The organism is Bariatricus sp. HCP28S3_F11 (assembly GCF_052065395.1).
Lineage (GTDB): Bacteria > Bacillota > Clostridia > Lachnospirales > Lachnospiraceae > Allocoprococcus.
This window is the reverse complement of the sequence record NZ_JBQHUC010000023.1, coordinates 17,504-36,374: the sequence shown is the minus strand read 5'-3', so window position 1 is coordinate 36,374 and position 18,871 is coordinate 17,504. Positions and strand designations below refer to the sequence as shown.

Here is an 18,871-nt window from a genome sequence, read left to right as displayed (position 1 = left end):
CTCATGCAGTACTGCCGCATGACAGCCTTTACAGGCATCATTTATATTCTTCATAAATCTCATCTACCAATTCATGTACTTCTTCCCGGGTGATTCCTTTGCAGCTCCCCTTTGCCAGAAGAATCCGGAGCTGCTCCTTCATATCCTGAAGCGCCTGAATCTTATTGACATCAATACAGATCACGGCACCCTTTCTCCTGTCCAGCTGAATAAATCCTTCTTGTCTTAGTACATTATATGCTTTGTTTACCGTATGCATGTTGATCCCGATATTCTCGGCGAGTGTACGAACCGAAGGAAGCGGATCACCTTCGTGGATCGTGGACGTTGCAATCCCCATAATAATCTGATTTCTCAATTGCAAATAAATCGCTTCATCACTGTTAAAATCAATCTCTATCAGCATAAAAATTCCCTCTTTACTTTTTCTTTTGCTGTTTTTTGTTATATTCATGTTAGCACAGAAGGCATTTTTTGTAAAGTAATAAAGATGATCCCGCCATGAACCAAAAAACGATCCATCGGTTCTTTTTGGCGTATGTATGACAAAAAAGGGACTGTGCATTTCACACAATCCCTTAAATCTGTTCGGGTTAACCGACGATCAGGCCTTCTTTTTCCATCACATCAACGACTTGATTTACATATTTTTCACACAGTTCATCCGTGGTGGCTTCCACCATAACACGGATTACCGGTTCTGTTCCGCTTTCGCGTACCAAAATACGTCCGTCATCTCCAAGTGCCTCTGAAACCGCAGCAACTGCTTTTACCACTTCCGGATTCTCCCGTGCCGTCTTCTTGTCAGATACTCTCACATTCTTGAGGAGCTGCGGGTAAATGGTCACATCCTCCGTCAGCTTTGCAAGAGACTGTTTCGTCTCCATAATCACTTCCATAATCATAAGAGAAGTCAGGATTCCGTCACCGGTCGTAGCATGTTTGCTGAAAATAATATGACCGGATTGTTCGCCGCCCAGCATGAAATTATTCTGGACCATATTCTCATAAACGTATTTATCGCCAACCTTTGTCTTTTCATAACGGATTCCAACTTTGTCACACGCCTTATAAAGACCGATATTTGACATGATCGTTGTCACGATCGTATCTCCGTTAAGCTGTCCGCGCTCTTTTAAATATTTTCCACAGACATACAGAATCAGGTCTCCATCAACGACATTGCCGTTCTCATCGACTGCGATACAGCGGTCTGCATCTCCGTCAAATGCAAATCCTACATCCAGTTTCTTCTCTTTCACAAATTTCTGCAGCACTCCGATATGTGTGGAGCCACAGTTTGTATTGATGTTCGTTCCATCCGGCTCGTTGTTGATCACATAAGTCTTAGCTCCAAGTGCATCATAAACACTTTTCGCAATGGCAAATGCACTTCCGTTCGAACAGTCAAGTCCGATACGCATATCCTTGAAAGAGCGTGTGGCCAGCGAGATAAGATGTCCGATATACCGGTTTCTTCCCGCCGCATAGTCAATCGTTCTTCCAATCGCTTCCTTCTGTGCAAGCGGAATTTCTCCTGTTTCCCCATCGATATAAGCTTCAATCTTATCTTCGACTTCTGCCTCCAGTTTGTGTCCTTTTCCATTAATTACTTTGATACCGTTATCATAGAATGGATTATGGCTGGCGGAAATCATAATACCGCAGTCAAAATCTTCGGTTCTCGTCACATAAGAAACGCTGGGGGTTGTCGTTACATGCAGAAGATACGCATCTGCTCCGGAAGCAGTAAGCCCTGCTGCCAGTGCATATTCAAACATATAGCTGCTCCGTCTGGTATCCTTGCCGATCACGATTCTCGCCTTGTGCTCCTGCCCGTAATACCATCCCAGATATCGTCCAACTTTGAATGCATGCTCTACTGTCAAATTCACATTTGCTTCCCCACGGAAGCCATCTGTTCCAAAATATTTACCCATATAATTATCTCCTTCGGCCTATCTTTGGCTGATTGACCGTTTTTTTTGCACAATCAGTCACTTATGGAGTCTATTATAGCGTCCTTTTAATAATTACGCAACATATTTTCATATCTGTTTAACATTTTACACTTTGTAAGCTTACTTTTTTAAGCTTCGGAAGCGAAACGTTTACTCTGCTCCCGAATCAGTTCCATATCATCAAAATAGTTGATCTTCATGGATTCTTTCACTTCTTTCAGTGTCTGAGCAGCCACTTTCTCCGCTTCGATACTGCCTTTACGAAGGATCTCGTAAATTTCCGGTATCCTCTTCTCCAGTTCTTTTCTTCTTGCACGAATCGGCGCAAGTTCTTCCTGCATGATTGCATTCAGGAACCGTTTCACCTTCACATCCCCAAGTCCGCCTCTCTGGTAATGTGCCTTCAGCTCATCCAGGTTCTGATAGTCAGGAAGATATTTGGCAAAATGCTCATCCCGACAGAATGCATCCAGATAAGTAAACACACAGTTTCCTTCCACCTGCCCAGGATCAGATACTTTCAGATGGTTCGGATCGGTATACATACTCATAATTTTCTTCTGAACCTCTTCCTCCGTATCAGATAAATAGATACAGTTGCCGAGGGATTTACTCATTTTTGCCTTTCCGTCAATTCCAGGAAGTCTGCAGCAGCTTTCATTCTCTGGGATCAATGCTTTCGGCATTACCAATGTATCCCCGTAAACTGTGTTAAACTTATGAACGATTTCACGGCACTGTTCGATCATCGGGAGCTGATCCTCTCCGACCGGAACGGTTGTCGCTTTAAATGCTGTAATATCCGCAGCCTGACTGATTGGATACGTGAAAAATCCAACCGGAATACTTGCTTCGAAATTCCGCATCTGTATCTCGGATTTTACAGTAGGGTTTCTCTGCAGACGGGACACCGTCACCAGATTCATATAATAGAAAGATAATTCTGTTAATTCCGGAACCTGGGACTGGATAAATAATGTAGATTTTTCCGGATCCAGTCCGCAAGACAGGTAATCCAATGCCACTTCAATGATATTCTGCCGTACTTTTTCCGGATTATCCGCATTGTCTGTCAATGCCTGGGCATCTGCAATCATAATAAAAATCTTGTCATATTCTCCGGAATTCTGCAGTTCCACTCTTCGTCTCAGAGAACCAACATAATGTCCTACATGAAGACGGCCGGTCGGTCTGTCTCCTGTTAAAATTATTTTTTCCATTTTCTGTATTTCCTCTCTGCCTCTTCTTTATAATATGCTGATTCAGCCTATTCTGTCTTCTCTTCTTCTACCGGAAGTTCCGATGTACAATGGGCACATCTGGTTGCTTCGATCGGAATCTCTGAACAGCAGTACGGGCACTTCTTCGTCGTCGGTGCCGGTGCTTCTTCTGCTTCTTTTCTGAGCATTTTCGCGCTCAATGTATTCATGAGTTTCACAAAGCAGAAAATAATGAATGCCATGAGCAAGAAGTTGATCACTGCAGTGATAAAATTACCATAATTAAGATAAGACGGTTCTTCTCCCTCTGTCAGAGCAAGCTTCCATGATGAAAAGCTGATGCCTCCTGTAATCACGGTAATGACAGGCATCACAACATCTCCTACTAATGAACTCACGATACTCTGGAAGGCGCCGCCTATGATAACACCGACTGCCATATCCATGACATTACCACGGCTGATAAATTCTTTAAATTCCGCAACAAATCCTTTCTTAGCCATAATTTTTCCTCTCTTTCGTATAATACTACATGTATTCTACCGCTTTTAACTGATACAAGCAACCATTTTTTACCATGGTAAATCCCTGGTTCCCTTTACCTAAAAATCTTTATTCTTTTTATAGAATCAACTGGGCAGCAAGACCACAGAACACACTGATTCCATATAGCGATGCTACGGTCATCAGATTCACTTTCCAGTTCTTATTTGTACGAAACAATACAAGGAGCCCCACACCGGCACAGGACAACAGCCCCGCCAGCATACTTCCCACCGAAAGAACCCCTTCCAGATAAAATGTTGTAATCATAACCGAAGATGCACAGTTTGGAACCAGCCCGATCAAAGCAGTCAGAAGGATACTTCTTACCGGATGTGCGGCTGCCGCTCTGACGACCTGTTCCATTCCGATCCCTTCTACCAGTGCATTCAATGCCAGCGTTACTAAAAAAACAAACAGCACCGTCTGCAGAGAATGTGTCACTGCGGATTTCAGGATGCTCCCCTCTTCGCAGTGGCAGTGATCCCGTTCACAGATTTCATGAATATGCAGTCCTTTCTGTGTCCCGCCAGTGCGCATTCTAACCACGATATCAACAAGGATTCCCGCTATTACACCGATGAATATCTTCACACCAAGAATCCAGACAATTTCTTTTGCTTTTGTACGCTCTGAAATGAGAATCGGCAGCATTTCGTCCGAAGTAGACAGAAATACCGCAATCATCGTTCCAATCGTTATGACCCCGCCCGAATAAAGGCTTGCCGCAGCAGCCGAAAATCCGCACTGTGGGACAACACCAAGGATTCCCCCGATCAGCGGTCCCTTTTTACCTGCTCCAAGCAACATATTCACAGTCTTTTCCCCTGCTTTATTTTCCAGGTACTCCATTGCCAGATAAGTCAGAAACAAAAACGGAATCAGTTTCGCCGTATCAATCACTGCATCCATAAAAATATCTATCATAAGCTCCATATCATCCACCCTTTCCGAATGGTGTATATTCTACCTTACCACGGGACGAAAATCAAGGGAAAAATGAGCAATTCATTTTTCCCTTGACCATATCTTTTATTTTGTTTTCAGAGTCCTCATCGAATTCAGGATCGCAATTACTGAAACTCCGACATCCGCAAATACTGCTTCCCACATATTCGCCATGCCGAGCGCTCCAAGGAACAGAACCAGAGCCTTCACAGTCAGTGCAAATACAATGTTCTGTTTTACGATCTTCATTGTCTGACCGGCGATCCGGATGACAGACGGAATTTTCATGATATCGTCATCCATCAGAACAATGTCCGCAGCTTCGATCGCCGCATCCGATCCCATGCTTCCCATCGCAATTCCAATGTCCGCTCTTCCCAGCACCGGTGCATCGTTAATACCGTCACCGACAAATCCCAGACGTTCCTTCTCTCCAAGTTCTGCAAGAAGACCTTCCACTTTCTCGACTTTATCACCCGGGAGCAGTTCGGTGTAGACCTGATCGATCCCCAACTCCGCTGCAACCGCTTCTCCGACCTCTCTGCGGTCTCCGGTGAGCATGACCGTCTTCCTTACACCGCTGTTCTTGAGCTGCCGGATTGCCCGCTTTGCTTCCGGTTTCACCGTATCTGCGATCACGATCGCTCCGAGGAACAGATTCTGTTTTGCCACATATACGACGGTTCCCGCCTCATCGCACGGCTCATACCAGATTCCTTCCCGTTCCATCAGCTTTGCATTTCCGGCATAAACGATCTCGCCGTCGATCACAGAGCGGATTCCATGACCCGGGATTTCTTCACTGTCTTTCACCCGCTCCATGGAAAGCTCCTCTTGACATGCTGCACGCAACGCTCCTGCGATCGGATGATCGGAATACCCTTCCGCCAGTGCCGCAAGCTCCAGGATTTCCGACTCATTTCCCTCATTTACAATGACCTTGTTCACGGCAAATTCTCCCCGCGTCAAAGTACCTGTTTTATCAAAAACGATCGTCTTCATCTCAGACAGGATTTCCAGATAATTGCTTCCTTTGACCAGCACGCCCTGTCTGGAGGCAGCGCCGATCCCGCCGAAGAATCCGAGCGGCACGGAGATTACAAGTGCACACGGGCAGGAAATAACCAGAAAAATGCAGGCCCGCTTCAGCCATTCTGTAAACGGCTGTCCGAACAGAAGGGTAGGAAGTATCGCCAGCAGCACTGCGGCACATACTACCACAGGTGTATAATATTTCGCAAATCTGGTGATAAAATTCTCTACTTTCGCCTTCTTGCTGCTCGCATTTTCCACAAGCTCAAGGATCTTGGAAACAGTAGAATCGTCAAACTCTTTTGTGACCTGTACTTTTAAAAGTCCGCTTCCGTTCACACATCCGCTGATGATCTCGCTTCCTTCCCGTACTTCACGGGGTACCGATTCTCCGGTGAGTGCCGATGTATCAATAAAAGAATTCCCGGAAAGAACGATTCCGTCAAGCGGAATTCTTTCGCCGGCTTTGATAACAATCACATCTCCGATCCCCACATCATCCGGATCCACCTGTGCCAGTTGTCCTTCCTGCTCGATATTCGCATACTCCGGACAGATATCCATCATCTCACTGATCGACTGACGAGATTTGCCCACCGCATAACTCTGGAACAACTCTCCCACCTGATAGAACAGCATTACAGCTACCGCTTCCGAATACTCTCCGACTCCCAGCGCACCAAATGTGGCAATACACATCAGAAAATTCTCATCAAATACCTGCCCGTGGCAGATATTTCTGATTGCCTTGTAAATGATATCCCATCCAATGATCGCATAAGGGACCAGAAAAAGGAGGAACTTCACCGGCCATGGTGTCTGGAACTCCAATTTTCCCATATGTTCCAGTACAAAAAGCGGTATATAAATGATTGCTGCTGCTATAATACGATAAAGCACTGTTTTCTGTTTCTTCGTCATCTCCTGCACCTCTTAGCCTGACTTTCTTGCCTTCATCCGTTACAGCTGAATCTGACAGTCCGGCTCCACTTTCTTACATACTTTCACAACTTCCTGCATAATCTCATCAAATCTGGCATCGTCCGCATCAATTGTCAGCTTCTGCATCATAAAGCTTACCGTTGCATCATTCACGCCATCCAGCTTCTTGATTGCAGCTTCCATCTTCGCCGCACAATTTGCACAATCCAGATCTACCATTTTAAATTTTTTCTTCATATGTATAATCCTCCTGAAAATATTTTTGAACATATGAGCAATTGTTCATATGTTTATAATACTCTCATTTTCCGGAATAGTCAATACCTGATTTATATAATACTTATATATATCAATACCACAAATGAATTTCTTTTTCATTTATCACAACACATGAGCAAGAACAAAAAGACAGTGGGAGGTGTGCCTCATATACAGGGCACACCTCCCACCGTCCAAGACGATCCATTTACCACCAACACCTTTTCTCACCATAACACCGTAAATTACCACCAGATCAGATAAATCAGCGTCAGCGTCAGCCCGATACAAAAGAGCATCAGGCCAAATGACAGGCTTCGTTCAATAACCCGGTTATTTTCCTTAAACTCTTCATTTCTCACTGCCATCTCGTGAATATAGTCACGATAAACAGGATGTTTTCTCCGGACAGTATGATTCTTCACAGTTTGCACGGCATTCAGTATTTTTCCAAGTATTTCGGTTAGTATATTTCCTTCTTCACGTTCATGAGGCAACGGACTGTCATGGTAAATGGTTTTCCGCAAAAGCACAACAATCCCATCCAATATGGTATCCAAAATTCTGCTTAATATTCTTCCTGCCGACGGAAGAATTCCCAGGACCACAGGACGATAGATTAGATTTTCCAGATCCAGCCATTTTGGCCACAGATCTACATACTGTACCGTTCCATTTTCCATCTTTCTCATAAGAACTTTCCGTACGATCAGAACATAGACCGCTGCCCCGATTCCGACAGAGATCACCATTCCAAGGAGATTTTCCGGTGCGAAATAGCTCACACGCTCTCCTGTTTCCTGCAGATTCATGAAGCTCTGTGCATAGGTGGCTGCACGATCCATCAGACTATGCGGGAACAATCCCCAGATCAAAAGAATCACAGCACTTGCAGCAAGGGCGAATCCGGATTCCCGATTCATAAACTTCTCAGTCTCATCAAAGGATTTCTGTTTTTCAGAATCTGTGTTTTCTTCTACAAAAACTGCCACATAAAGCTTCGTCATATAAGCAACAGTCAGCCCGCCGGAAATCAGGAACAGGATCTCGATCATTTTCCCCGGCATTCCTCCGCCGAATTCCACGATACTCTCATGAAGCAGCGTTTTGCTGATATAGCCGCTGAAGAAAGGAATTCCCGCGATAGCAAGTGCTCCTGTCAGAAAGATTCCCTTGAAAAGCGGCTTGTTTCGTCCAAACCCGCGGATTTCGTTTAAATTCAGTGCATGCGTATTCATGTAAATTACGCCTGCTGCCATAAAAAGCACCAGTTTGATCAGAGAATGATTGACCATATGGAGAAAGGTTCCGTGCACGGCAAGCGCCTGTTCCGTTTCCAACAGTCCCTGCATGCCGATGCCCACCAGAATAAATCCAACCTGGGACATGGAGGAACACGCCAGCGTCCTCTTGATATCCACTGAGAATAACGCAAGGAGTGCTCCCATAAACATCGTCACAACTCCAATCGCAAGAATCAGCTTTCCCCATACGCCATCTCCGAAAAACAGCTGACAGCTGATGATCAGAATTCCAAATATTCCTGTCTTTGTAAGAATTCCGGAGAGCAGCGCAGAAGCCGGTGCCGGTGCTGCAGGGTGTGCCTTTGGGAGCCAGATATGAAGCGGGAATGCTCCGGCTTTTGCCCCGAATCCAACCAGAAGACAGGTCCCCGCCACATAAAGCAGGCTTTTATCCGCACACGCTGCGGATGCCGGAAGCATTTCAGCGATCACCAGAGTTCCCAATTCATGGTAGAGCAGGAACAATCCCATCAGCATGACCATACCGCCGGTCACCGCAACAGCCAGATACGTCTGTGCCGCCCGGATTGCATCCTCCGTCTCTTCCTGAACGACCCATACATAGGAAGTAAAGGACATAATCTCGAAGAATATAAATGTAGTATAAAGATCAGCCGAATAAAAGATTCCCATCGTTGCCCCCAAAGTCCAGAGCAAGAACAGGTAGAATCTGTTTTTGTTTTCATGATTCCGGAAATATTCTCTGGAAAAAACAGTCACCATCATCCACATCAAAGAAGCAATGCATCCGTAAATTCCCCGGAAACCGTCCAACGCAAACCCGAGTCCGAATCCACAGATTCCCGGTACCTGAAGCTCTGCACCGTCCACAGTCATAAGCGCTGCCGCTGCCAGGAATTCGCTGACAGTGATAAAATCTGCCAGATAATCTCTGCATATTTCCCGGTATTTTCCCGCCAAATACACCAGAATTCCTCCCAGAAACGGATAAAACACCAGAATGGCAAGTAATATATTTCTATTCATGATCTTCCCTCCTTAAAACACCGAAACCACCTGACGGAACAGTTCCAGCAGAGGTGCCGGGTGCAATCCGAAGCAGAACATAGCCACAGCGAAAACCGTCAACGGCAGAATCATCATCCAGTTTGGATCCTTCACGTCCCGGATCGTTCCGTAATCGAACTGTTTTCCCGGGAAGAAGGCGCGTACCGAAATTGAGAGCATATAGATTGCTGTGAGAAGTGCCGATATCAGTAATGCCGCGACACCCACATAGGCCAGCGGCATCCTGGATGCGACTGCAGCCTTCACCAGATTCCATTTACTGACAAATCCACAAAGTCCCGGAACTCCCATCAGAGCCATGCCGGATATCGTGAACAGAACAAAAACCTTCGGCATTTTGTGAGCAAATCCATCCAGCTCATAAATATACGTTCTTCCTGTCTGGTACATCACCGCACCGGCACAGAAGAAAGAACAAATCTTCATCACGGAATGGAATACCATATGGCTCAGTGCACCGGTCAGTCCCAGCGGGCTCATCAATACCACACCAAACAGAATGTAGGACAGATTACTCACCGTAGACCAGGCCAGACGGCGCTTGATATGTGTTTCCTTCAGTGCCCGGCTGCATCCGTAAACGATCGTAATGATCACCAGCGTCATAACCGCCTTCTGCGCCCAGGTTCCCCTAAGAAGTTCTGTTCCGAAACTATAATAGGTCACGCGCATCAGTGTAAATGCTCCTGTATTTACCACCGCCACCGCATGAAGCAGCGCCGTCACCGGTGTCGGCGCAACTCCCGCTTTCGGAAGCCAGGAAGAAAACGGCCACATTGCCGTTTTGACACTGAATCCGCAGAAACAAAGAACATATATAATGAGCAACAGATTCGTCTTATCTCCTACTTTCGCCAGATCGATCACACCGCCCGGGACAAAATTGGAAGTCGTTCCATAACTCAGAATAAAAATCATGCCGATAAAGGCAAAAGCCGCACCACCGGTCATATAGTAGAAATACGTCCGGCTTGCGTGGATCGCCTCACGGGTAAGGGTATACATGATCAACGGAAGCGTGATCAGACTTAGCATTTCAAAAAAGAAATACATCGTCACGATATCCTCCGCGAGAGCTATCCCCAGAGTTACTCCATAAGTAATCGTGTAAAACATAAAGAAATATTTTTCATGCTTCTCATGTTTCATATATTCAAACGAGTACAAAACTGACAAAGGCCATAATGCGGAAATAAGACCTGCAAATATCCTTCCCAGTCCATCCAGTCGGAAACTGACACTAAGATTTCCTGTGAACTTAAACAGAACCAGTGCATTCTGCGGAGGATTTGCCAACATCAGGAACACCAGAATCGTGTTTAGAAGTACCGCCGTTTCAATATAGATCATCATCTGTCTTCGATTCCGAAACGGGAGCAAAGGAATCAGTACCCCCGAGAGCATCGGTAAAAGTACAACGATCATCATAATCATCTTATTCATATCCTCTCCTCCTCTCTACATCACAGCTACTGCGATCCTTCTCACATACTCAATCAGCGGATTGGGCCAAATGCCAAGTACCAGTGCAAGCGCCGCCAGCACGATCAGCGGAATCAGCATCGCCGCATGTGGTTCCTGTTTATCAGCTTCTTCCCGTAATTCTTTCCCCGGGAAAAAACCGTTCATAGCAACAGGTAGAAGATAACCTGCCGTCAAAAGTGCACTCAACAGAAGAATGACCGGTCCGATCCATCTAAAAATCCCTACTTCTGCCTGAAGCGCACCTTCTGCAAGATACCACTTGCTGATAAAGCCACTTGCCGGAGGAATCCCAATCAGTGCCAGCGAGGCAAAGGTATAACACCATAAAGTAACCGGCATTTTTCTTCCGATTCCCCGATACTCCTCCACACGGGTTTTCCCGGTCTGGAAAATGAAGATCCCGGCAGTAAGAAACAATGCGCATTTCACAAATGCGTGGAACACCGTGTGCAGAAGCGCACCTTCCATCGCCGTCGGGGTTAGAAGTGCAAGTCCAAACAGAACATAGGATATCTGGCTCACCGTCGAATATGCCAGCCTTTTCTTAAAAACAGGCTCACCGTACGCCAGCATGGATCCCATAAATATCGTGATCAGCGTCAGCACGATCCAGGCCGTCTGTACCCAGGTTCCCCGGATAAAATCCGTGCCCACAATATAGTAGACCACGCGAATAATTGCCAGGACCCCGGATTTCACGATGATTCCGGACAATGCAGCCGAAGCCGGTGCAGGTGCCACCGGATGTGCCGCCGGAAGCCATGCGTGAAGTGGAAACATGCCCGCCTTTGCCCCAAAACCGATCAACATAACGAACACTGCTGCCAGCAGAATCTCCCGGTTTCCCTGAGCCAGTATTCTATTCAGCGTACCGCCCGCTGTGAATGTGAGCGTATCACAATAGCGATACAGGAAGAATATTCCAAAAAGGCCGAGATATGCACCGCACATGGAATAAAACAAATATTTCAGTGCTGCCATGATCGCTTCCCGCGATCCATTGTGAAGTACAAGCGGAACCGATGCCAGTGTCATCAATTCGTAGAAGAAATACATCGTCACAAGATTTCCCGAGAAATCAAGCGCTACAAGAATACCAAATACTATCAGATACGATCCAAAATATCTTTTTTCTTCTCCCTCATGTTTCATATAAATAAAAGAGTAGATTCCGGCTGCTACCCACACCACACTGACGATCGTGACGAACAGTCTGCCCACATCATCAATGCGAAAACAGATCGGAATATCCTTCATCAAATGAAACACAATCAGGCTGCGATCTCCCGTCCACGCAAGGCCTGCCGCCGAAACAGCCGTCAGAACCAGCACGGTCCCGGTCAAAATATGAATGCGCTTCAGATTCCCTTCGGATGGTGCAAATCCCGCAGTTTTTCCATTGCCGTGCCGTTTTGCTGCCCGAACATATTCCAGAAATGCCGAACTCAGAAGCCCGCTTCCTGCAATGACAGGCAGAAGAATCGGAAATAAAATCCATTTATCCATAGCAATCCCCTCCTAATGAAACATTTCCAGACCATTTTGAAGCAGCTGGATCAGCGGTTCCGAAGAAAGTCCCAATAACAGATTCAAAATGATGAAGCATACCAGTGCCAGCGACTTCTGTGGCTGATCCAGAATTCCGATCCGACATGCTTTTCCGGAATCCTCCGGCACCCTCATTGGCGTGTAAATTCGGATAACCGTTTTCATAAAATAAACCGCATTCAGTATCGTACTGATCGCCAGAGCGATCAGCGTAGGAAGCATTTTATAGGTATGCCCCACCGCCGCCTGTGCAAACAGAAGCTTGGAAATAAAGCCCGAAAACATCGGAAAGCCTACCATGGAAAGAGAGCCTGCCGTAAATGCCACGCCCGCAAGCTTGTTGCGATACCCTGCACCGGTCAGATCTGCATACCGCACACTCCCGCCCGATGCATCCGTAAGTCCGGACGCAGCCGTAAACAGCAGTGATTTCGTCGCGGCATGGGAAACCACATGGTAGATACTCGCCAGCACACCTGCCGGCGTTCCAAGTCCAAATCCCATGTAAATATAACCGATCTGCGCAACAGAAGAAAATGCGATCATTCTCCGTATATTATCCTCTCTGATCGCACTTAACGATCCCATGATCATTCCCGCAATTCCAAAAACAAAGAGAACATGGATAACCTTGCTGTCACGCACAATGTCAAACCCAATAACACGATAAAATATTTTAATCAATAAAATAATATATCCCTTTGACACCAGTGAAGATAAAATTGCGGCAGATGACAAAGTGGAATACCCATATGCATCCGGCAGCCAGGCATGAAACGGATAGAGTGCGCTTTTAATTGCAAGCCCTACCGACATCAGTCCCAGAGAAACCAGGAGCGGAATATGGTATGCACCAGTCTCATACAGCGTCCGGACCGCCTCCTGAATATTGCTCATCAAAAGCTGTCCGGTCAGATCATATAAAAAGCAGATTCCAAGAAGGAGCAATCCGGATCCGAGAAGGCTCATGATCATATACCGGGTCGCCGCCTCGATCGTCCTTCCGTTCTGCCGTATCATGATCAGCCCGCAGGCAGAGATCGTATTGATCTCAACAAACACGTATGCCGTAAAAAGGTCATTGGTATAGACCAGTGCCAGCAGTGAGCTGAGCAGCAGATTCACCATGACATAATAAAGATTCTGTTTTGTTTCCTCGATCTGGTTTTCCCGCTCCTTCGCCCCGCCGATCATACAAAGCAGCATGATCACACAGAAAAAGAGCGCCATAAACGCTTCCAGATACCCGACACGGATCTCATTCCCCCATGGTGCGGGGAAATGTCCCATCAAATACACATAAGGTTCCCCAGTCTTCAGCACATAGCCGAGCACGGCAGCTGACATCATTCCAATCAGGGATATCACGGCAAGATTCAACCTTTTGGCTTTCTTTCCGTCAAGCACCGAAGAAAGAGGTCCGGAAAACAGCGAAAGGATGATCGTCATAAAAGGAAAATTCTGTACAAATTCCATTTACCGCCCCTCCTTCTTTAAGCGCGTTGTGATCTCATCCAGATCCAGCGTATGATAACGGCGGTATAGCCGGATCGTAAGTGAAAGCATCAGTGCTGTCACAGAAACCGAAACGACAATTCCGGTGAGCACCAGCCCGCTCGGAATCGGATTGATGTAAGCTTCCACACTCTGCACCCCGTCTACAACGATCGGTGCCTTCCTTCCGGATACATATCCCTTTAGTGCAAGAAACAAATAAGTTGCCGTGTCCATAATATTAAGTCCAATGATCTTTTTGATCAGATTCTTTTGCAATAGAAGATTCGAGAACCCGATACCGAACAGAATCATTGCGACCGCCTCTTCGTAATTATTCAATAGATTTGCAAGATTCATCCTAATAGCCTCCCTTCCTGAACATAACATAAAACGTATACATCGTTCCTGCGACAACAACCCCGACACAGATATTGAGGATCAGGATCAGACCGCTGCTCAGGATCGCTCCGGGTGTTCCAAGCGGGATCACGCTCTCGATATGATTCGCACCGGTATAAAAGGAATAACTCTTTGCCAGACTATAGCATGCCAGTGCTGCAAAACTCATCTTTTTATAGGTTTTTACTGTAAAGAAACGTTCTGTTTTGGCAAATCCGAATGCATTCAGATACAGGATCAGACCGGCTCCGATCACGGCGCCGCCGGAAAATCCACCCCCCGGTCCCAGATGGCCTGCCAGAATCACATAAACACCGAAAATCATGATCGGCGGCACAAGAATCCTGGCTGCCGTCTGAAGGATCACATCATTCTTCGGTTCATAGGTCCTGTCATTTGCCTCCATATACTCACGGCTTTCCTTCCGGTCTGTCCGAAGCAGAATCAGGACGGTGCAAGTTGCAATAAAGAGTACATGGGACTCTCCCAGTGTGTCAAAAGCTCTGTAGTCCAAAATCATTCCGGTCACAAGATTGACCGCGCCGGTTTCCTCAAGTCCCTGCTCAATGTAACGCGCAGCGACTTCATTATTGGCCGGATTATCGGCATTTCCAAAAGGCGGCAGATTGGAAACGGCGACGAGAAGCATAAATACCAGTGCGATACAGAAGATCACACTGAAAATACGATAAATTTTTCGGAATATCTTCATCTCTGCATTATGCTCTATATCGTAAACACGCCTTACAATTTCCCGCTTCTCCTCACTTCGTAAATGTTTTGCCTTCTTGTCTTCCTGATAAGCTATCTGAGGCTTCATCTCCACTGCATCAAGATAGGGATCTTTTGTCCCATCCAGCCATTGCCTGAATTTCCAGGATTTCGTCTTCCGGTACTGTTCATCCGTTAATTTTCTACTCATCCTTCTGTTCCTCCTCATCCTCTTTCATGATTGCATGGATTTTCTTCAAAGTGACCAGAAAAAGTACCGTTGTGATCCCTGCCCCAACTGCTGCTTCCGTAATTGCCAGATCCGGTGACTCCAGAAGGATCCATATAATTGACATGATCAGGCTGTACGACATAAATATCAAAATAGAATTCAGAAGATTCTTGGACAGACTGGCTGAGATTGCGCACACTACAAGGAAACTAAGTAATATCCATATAAACATCTGCATATCCTATTCCTCCACTTCTTTCTCCAATTCTTCCAACGAAAGAATCTTATAATGCTTTTCCTTCTCTTCGTCTGTCGTCACCTCGAGTCTCGCGATCAGATGAGATGATACCGGAGATGAAAACCACAAAAACACAATAACAAACAGAAGCTTCAAGGATGTGAAATTCAAACCACTCATAAGAATCAGACCTGCCAGCGAGAAGCCGATCCCCAGTGTATCACCCATTGCCGCTGCATGCATCCGGTTCAATACATATTTAAACCGGAACACACCGATCATCTCAATCGCAAAAATAATCAGACCGCTCACCAGAAGCGCTGTGCCTGCCAGAAATCTTACCCACTCAATGACTGCCATTTTTCTTCTCCTCCTCTTCTTTCTTTTGGATATATACTCCCATATAAACCTTTGTCAGCACAATCACTGCAAGGAAACTGATCATCGCATAGATCAGACAAATATCAACCAGATAACCTTCCTCCTGCATCAGTGCGAGAATCGCAATCATCACCATTACGATCGTTCCCATCATATTGACCGAGACGATCCGGTCTGCAATCCGCGGGCCTATGATGGCACGAATCAAGCAAAGCATCAGCATCACCGCCAGAAAAATAAGCGCCGCAATAAATACAATATGATACATCTTATCAAGCCCTGCTATTCCTCTTCCCATTTTGCATCCTCCTCTTCCAGCTCGCTAAGCATCTCCACAAATACAGAATCCGCAATCCCCACTGCCAGACTTTCATCCAGACAATGCACGGTATAGTCCGACTCTTCCAAAGTCACCGTGATCGTCCCCGGTGTCAGCGTAATCGCATTAGCCAGGAACGCTTTTCCTGCCGGTGTATTCATATCCGAATGGAAGCTTACCAGCGCCGGCTCGATTTCCTCCTTTTCCGATAAGATCATGTGAATTACCACAAGGTTGGCTTTCACGATCTCTTTGACCAACACACAAATATATTTCAGGAAACGAAAGATTCGACACATATTTCGCTTTTCTTTTTCAATACTATAATCCATAAATTTACATGTAAACGCAAACATTGCCGATGCGATAACCATACCAAACAGACATATCTCTAATGTGAAATTTCCGTTAAAGATAATCCACAATAAAAAATACAGTAAAAACATCTCTCTCCTCCATTCTGCTAATCAGAGATTTTTTTCATAATCCTTACTTTCGGGTAACCCTTACAAAAAACGTTATCATTTTAACACTTTCTTCCAGTAAAGTCCAGTAAATACACAAAAAGGCTAAACTACCGCTAAGGGCCTCTTAAAAGGCGAAAAAAATGAGGTCTCCCTTTTCCCGGAGATACCTCATCGTTTCCTTTCTGCGCTTTTTGATCCGGATCATTTAGTTTCTTCCTAATCCATAATATCCAGAATCGAGTGTGACATCATGAAATTGCAAAATTCCATTGCCTCATCTGCTGTAAGTGTAGTATTTTTATTTGTAATCCAGTATTTCAAACCATTGACCACCGAAATCGTTTGAAAGAGAACGAAGGTCTCCCGGTTTCTGAGGCCCTGCATCTTCTCCAGTTTGACTCCATGTTTATTCAGAAGGAGTTCAAGCAGTTCCATGACCTGACGAGTCAGTATTTCTTCAAAACCGTTCTGCCCTGTCACTTCAAATGCCTTCTGATAATATACTCTGTCTTTCTCCATCTTTTTAAAAACCAGATGTATGGCTCCCTTCGGCATATCCGATACAACCATTTCACGGGCATTCTGAAACACTTCCGTCTCCAGGAGCCACTCCATCACTTCATATTTATCCTGAAAATAATTATAGAATGTAGGTCTGATTACTCCAGCCAGATCCGTTATCGTCTTAATTGTTATTTTGTCAAACGATCCTTTGATCAAAAGTTCCTTAAAGCTTTCCGCCAAAAGGCTCTTCGTCAGTTCTCTTTTCTTCTCCATGTAAACACCCTGATTCTCACAGATTTATCCTGAAATACAGACTCCCTCCTGCCCTTGTCCGGACTGCATTTATGGCTATCATAGCACAAAAGCATCTCATTTTCAAACTATGCCGCCAGCATTTCAGGAATGCACAGCCGTTTTCTTTTTATAATTTGTATATCCTTTTGTCTGACGCGGATGTTTTTCCCAGAGTTCATCTGCCGTCTTCTGCCAGCTTGCCGCATACTCCACACACTTTCCACAGAGATGCTCTGCACTTTCCGGTGACATCAGATCCGTAGATTTCGCACCGCTCTCCCGGATCATTTCCTGAAGTATCTCCGGATTTTCCAACATCGGACACGGACGCAGATGGTTCGTATTGAATGGCTGCCGGTCACGATACGCCATGAAAAGCGGCTGTTTCAGAGCATCCAGAAGCGTCATTTCCCGGATATTTGCAGAAGAATAGTGGATAAAAACACACGGTTCCACATCTCCGTTGGCATTAATATGGCAATAATTTCTTCCTCCTGCAATGCATCCTCCCACATACTCTCCGTCATTCTGGAAATCCATCGCAAAGATCGGTTTTCCACCGGACATTCCACGGATCTCCCGAACTCTGTGATACATGTATTCCCTCTGTTCCCTGGTCGGCATCAACTCCGGTGCGGCATCATTTCCGACCGGCATATAGTGAAAATACCATGTAAAACGGCATCCCTTTTTAATAATCATATCCAAGAACTCATCGGAAGTGACCGTCTCAATATTTTTGCTTGTATAGCAGATTGAAGTGCCGAAAATCTGACCATGCTTTTTCAGCAGATCCATTGTATGCATGACTTTATCAAACACACCCGCTCCGCGCCTTAGGTCATTAACCTCCTCAAACCCTTCCAGACTGATCGATAACGAGAGGTTCCCGACTCTTCTCATTTCTTCGCAGAATTCCTCATCCACAAGCGTTCCGTTCGTGAAGGCATGAAATGCGCAATCATAGTGTTTTTCACACAACCGGATGATATCTTTCTTCCTCACCAAGGGCTCTCCACCCGTATACATATAGAAATAAATCCCAAGTTCTTTGCCCTGTGTGATGACCCGGTCCATTTCTTCATATGTAAGATTCATCTTGTGACCATATTCGGCCGCCCAGCAGCCGGTGCAGTGCAGATTGCAGGCACTTGTCGGATCCATCAGGATCAGCCACGGAATATTACACTGATGCACTTCACGCATACTTCTTATTTTCTTTGTACCGTTGAGTGCCGCTTCAACCCCAAGATTCAATGCGGTCTGCCGGATCACGTTCGGATCAATTTCTTTCAAAAGACACTCCACATATTTCATCCATTTTGATTCGGGGTCCTGGATCAATTTTCTCGCTCCCTCATAGGCAGACTTTGGAAAATGATCCCCCATATACCTTTCCGTCAGGTCCACCATTTCCAGAAACCCTTTTTCTCTGTCTTTGTTTACATGTTTGATTACCACATCAATTGTTTTTCCGAATGTAGCCCTTGCAGCTCTGTGTGTCAATTCACTCATATTCTTTCTCCTCTCGAAACAAAAAGATGAAAAATAAAATGTTT

The 18,871-nt window shown here is 45.6% G+C and carries 19 protein-coding genes; all 19 read right to left on the bottom strand.

Features of this window, described 5'->3' with window-relative positions; genetic code table 11:
* Nucleotides 1–37: 37 nt before the first annotated feature.
* Entirely contained in the window at nucleotides 38–406 is a 369-nt protein-coding gene (locus tag ACTNBR_RS11145; RefSeq protein WP_427807020.1) for a GntR family transcriptional regulator, read from the bottom strand.
* A 187-nt stretch (nucleotides 407–593) separates the two neighbouring features.
* On the bottom strand, nucleotides 594–1,940 hold the full coding sequence (gene glmM / locus ACTNBR_RS11140; protein ID WP_427819672.1) for a phosphoglucosamine mutase: 1,347 nt from the start codon (nucleotides 1,938–1,940) through the stop codon (nucleotides 594–596).
* 149 nt (nucleotides 1,941–2,089) lie between these two features.
* On the bottom strand, nucleotides 2,090–3,181 hold the full coding sequence (trpS, locus tag ACTNBR_RS11135) for a tryptophan--tRNA ligase (RefSeq protein WP_427807018.1): 1,092 nt from the start codon (nucleotides 3,179–3,181) through the stop codon (nucleotides 2,090–2,092).
* Nucleotides 3,182–3,228: 47 nt separating this feature from the next.
* A complete protein-coding gene (mscL, locus tag ACTNBR_RS11130) occupies nucleotides 3,229–3,684 on the bottom strand; it encodes a large conductance mechanosensitive channel protein MscL (RefSeq protein WP_427807017.1) in 456 nt (151 codons plus the stop codon).
* 118 nt (nucleotides 3,685–3,802) lie between these two features.
* Nucleotides 3,803–4,660 (bottom strand): putative manganese transporter, encoded by an 858-nt coding sequence (locus ACTNBR_RS11125; protein WP_427807016.1) that lies wholly within the window; start codon nucleotides 4,658–4,660, stop codon nucleotides 3,803–3,805.
* Nucleotides 4,661–4,756: 96 nt separating this feature from the next.
* The gene (locus ACTNBR_RS11120; RefSeq protein WP_427807015.1) at nucleotides 4,757–6,625 is read right to left on the bottom strand and encodes a heavy metal translocating P-type ATPase; all 1,869 of its coding nucleotides are present in this window, start codon (nucleotides 6,623–6,625) and stop codon (nucleotides 4,757–4,759) included.
* Nucleotides 6,626–6,664: 39 nt separating this feature from the next.
* Nucleotides 6,665–6,883 (bottom strand): cation transporter, encoded by a 219-nt coding sequence (locus ACTNBR_RS11115; protein WP_427807014.1) that lies wholly within the window; start codon nucleotides 6,881–6,883, stop codon nucleotides 6,665–6,667.
* Between the two features lie 266 nt (nucleotides 6,884–7,149).
* Nucleotides 7,150–9,195, bottom strand: a complete 2,046-nt coding sequence (locus tag ACTNBR_RS11110) for a complex I subunit 5 family protein (RefSeq protein ID WP_441018316.1) — start codon at nucleotides 9,193–9,195, stop codon at nucleotides 7,150–7,152.
* A 12-nt stretch (nucleotides 9,196–9,207) separates the two neighbouring features.
* A complete protein-coding gene (locus ACTNBR_RS11105) occupies nucleotides 9,208–10,680 on the bottom strand; it encodes a complex I subunit 5 family protein (RefSeq protein WP_427807012.1) in 1,473 nt (490 codons plus the stop codon).
* A gap of 15 nt (nucleotides 10,681–10,695) precedes the next feature.
* Entirely contained in the window at nucleotides 10,696–12,228 is a 1,533-nt protein-coding gene (locus ACTNBR_RS11100) for a complex I subunit 5 family protein (protein WP_427819668.1), read from the bottom strand.
* A 12-nt stretch (nucleotides 12,229–12,240) separates the two neighbouring features.
* The gene (locus ACTNBR_RS11095) at nucleotides 12,241–13,746 is read right to left on the bottom strand and encodes a complex I subunit 5 family protein (RefSeq protein WP_427807010.1); all 1,506 of its coding nucleotides are present in this window, start codon (nucleotides 13,744–13,746) and stop codon (nucleotides 12,241–12,243) included.
* Complete coding sequence (locus ACTNBR_RS11090; protein ID WP_427807009.1) at nucleotides 13,747–14,124, bottom strand: sodium:proton antiporter; 378 nt, start codon at nucleotides 14,122–14,124, stop codon at nucleotides 13,747–13,749. It abuts the gene before it with no gap.
* 1 nt (nucleotide 14,125) lies between these two features.
* Nucleotides 14,126–15,088 (bottom strand): hydrogen gas-evolving membrane-bound hydrogenase subunit E, encoded by a 963-nt coding sequence (gene mbhE, locus ACTNBR_RS11085; protein ID WP_427807008.1) that lies wholly within the window; start codon nucleotides 15,086–15,088, stop codon nucleotides 14,126–14,128.
* Nucleotides 15,081–15,347: a hydrogenase subunit MbhD domain-containing protein gene (locus ACTNBR_RS11080; protein WP_427807007.1), complete on the bottom strand. Its 267-nt coding sequence runs from the start codon at nucleotides 15,345–15,347 to the stop codon at nucleotides 15,081–15,083. The genes mbhE and ACTNBR_RS11080 overlap by 8 nt, the downstream gene beginning before the upstream one ends.
* Nucleotides 15,348–15,350: 3 nt before the next feature.
* Nucleotides 15,351–15,707: a cation:proton antiporter gene (locus tag ACTNBR_RS11075; RefSeq protein ID WP_427807006.1), complete on the bottom strand. Its 357-nt coding sequence runs from the start codon at nucleotides 15,705–15,707 to the stop codon at nucleotides 15,351–15,353.
* Entirely contained in the window at nucleotides 15,694–16,026 is a 333-nt protein-coding gene (locus tag ACTNBR_RS11070; protein WP_427807005.1) for a monovalent cation/H+ antiporter complex subunit F, read from the bottom strand. The genes ACTNBR_RS11075 and ACTNBR_RS11070 overlap by 14 nt, the downstream gene beginning before the upstream one ends.
* Nucleotides 16,011–16,493 carry a Na+/H+ antiporter subunit E gene (locus ACTNBR_RS11065; RefSeq protein ID WP_427807004.1) on the bottom strand — a complete coding sequence of 161 codons (483 nt, stop codon included), beginning with the start codon at nucleotides 16,491–16,493 and terminating at the stop codon, nucleotides 16,011–16,013. Before ACTNBR_RS11065 ends, ACTNBR_RS11070 begins: the two co-directional genes overlap by 16 nt.
* Nucleotides 16,494–16,730: 237 nt before the next feature.
* The gene (locus ACTNBR_RS11060; protein WP_427807003.1) at nucleotides 16,731–17,291 is read right to left on the bottom strand and encodes a TetR family transcriptional regulator; all 561 of its coding nucleotides are present in this window, start codon (nucleotides 17,289–17,291) and stop codon (nucleotides 16,731–16,733) included.
* Nucleotides 17,292–17,414: 123 nt separating this feature from the next.
* Nucleotides 17,415–18,827: a radical SAM protein gene (locus ACTNBR_RS11055; RefSeq protein WP_427807002.1), complete on the bottom strand. Its 1,413-nt coding sequence runs from the start codon at nucleotides 18,825–18,827 to the stop codon at nucleotides 17,415–17,417.
* Nucleotides 18,828–18,871 lie beyond the last annotated feature (44 nt).

Coding starts and splice junctions, on each gene's coding strand:
- ACTNBR_RS11145 (WP_427807020.1), bottom strand. CDS start 406: ATGCTGATAGAGATTGATTTTAACAGTGATGAAGCGATTTATTTGCAA.
- glmM (WP_427819672.1), bottom strand. CDS start 1,940: ATGGGTAAATATTTTGGAACAGATGGCTTCCGTGGGGAAGCAAATGTG.
- trpS (WP_427807018.1), bottom strand. CDS start 3,181: ATGGAAAAAATAATTTTAACAGGAGACAGACCGACCGGCCGTCTTCAT.
- mscL (WP_427807017.1), bottom strand. CDS start 3,684: ATGGCTAAGAAAGGATTTGTTGCGGAATTTAAAGAATTTATCAGCCGT.
- ACTNBR_RS11125 (WP_427807016.1), bottom strand. CDS start 4,660: ATGGAGCTTATGATAGATATTTTTATGGATGCAGTGATTGATACGGCG.
- ACTNBR_RS11120 (WP_427807015.1), bottom strand. CDS start 6,625: ATGACGAAGAAACAGAAAACAGTGCTTTATCGTATTATAGCAGCAGCA.
- ACTNBR_RS11115 (WP_427807014.1), bottom strand. CDS start 6,883: ATGAAGAAAAAATTTAAAATGGTAGATCTGGATTGTGCAAATTGTGCG.
- ACTNBR_RS11110 (WP_441018316.1), bottom strand. CDS start 9,195: ATGAATAGAAATATATTACTTGCCATTCTGGTGTTTTATCCGTTTCTG.
- ACTNBR_RS11105 (WP_427807012.1), bottom strand. CDS start 10,680: ATGAATAAGATGATTATGATGATCGTTGTACTTTTACCGATGCTCTCG.
- ACTNBR_RS11100 (WP_427819668.1), bottom strand. CDS start 12,228: ATGGATAAATGGATTTTATTTCCGATTCTTCTGCCTGTCATTGCAGGA.
- ACTNBR_RS11095 (WP_427807010.1), bottom strand. CDS start 13,746: ATGGAATTTGTACAGAATTTTCCTTTTATGACGATCATCCTTTCGCTG.
- ACTNBR_RS11090 (WP_427807009.1), bottom strand. CDS start 14,124: ATGAATCTTGCAAATCTATTGAATAATTACGAAGAGGCGGTCGCAATG.
- mbhE (WP_427807008.1), bottom strand. CDS start 15,088: ATGAGTAGAAAATTAACGGATGAACAGTACCGGAAGACGAAATCCTGG.
- ACTNBR_RS11080 (WP_427807007.1), bottom strand. CDS start 15,347: ATGCAGATGTTTATATGGATATTACTTAGTTTCCTTGTAGTGTGCGCA.
- ACTNBR_RS11075 (WP_427807006.1), bottom strand. CDS start 15,707: ATGGCAGTCATTGAGTGGGTAAGATTTCTGGCAGGCACAGCGCTTCTG.
- ACTNBR_RS11070 (WP_427807005.1), bottom strand. CDS start 16,026: ATGGGAAGAGGAATAGCAGGGCTTGATAAGATGTATCATATTGTATTT.
- ACTNBR_RS11065 (WP_427807004.1), bottom strand. CDS start 16,493: ATGTTTTTACTGTATTTTTTATTGTGGATTATCTTTAACGGAAATTTC.
- ACTNBR_RS11060 (WP_427807003.1), bottom strand. CDS start 17,291: ATGGAGAAGAAAAGAGAACTGACGAAGAGCCTTTTGGCGGAAAGCTTT.
- ACTNBR_RS11055 (WP_427807002.1), bottom strand. CDS start 18,827: ATGAGTGAATTGACACACAGAGCTGCAAGGGCTACATTCGGAAAAACA.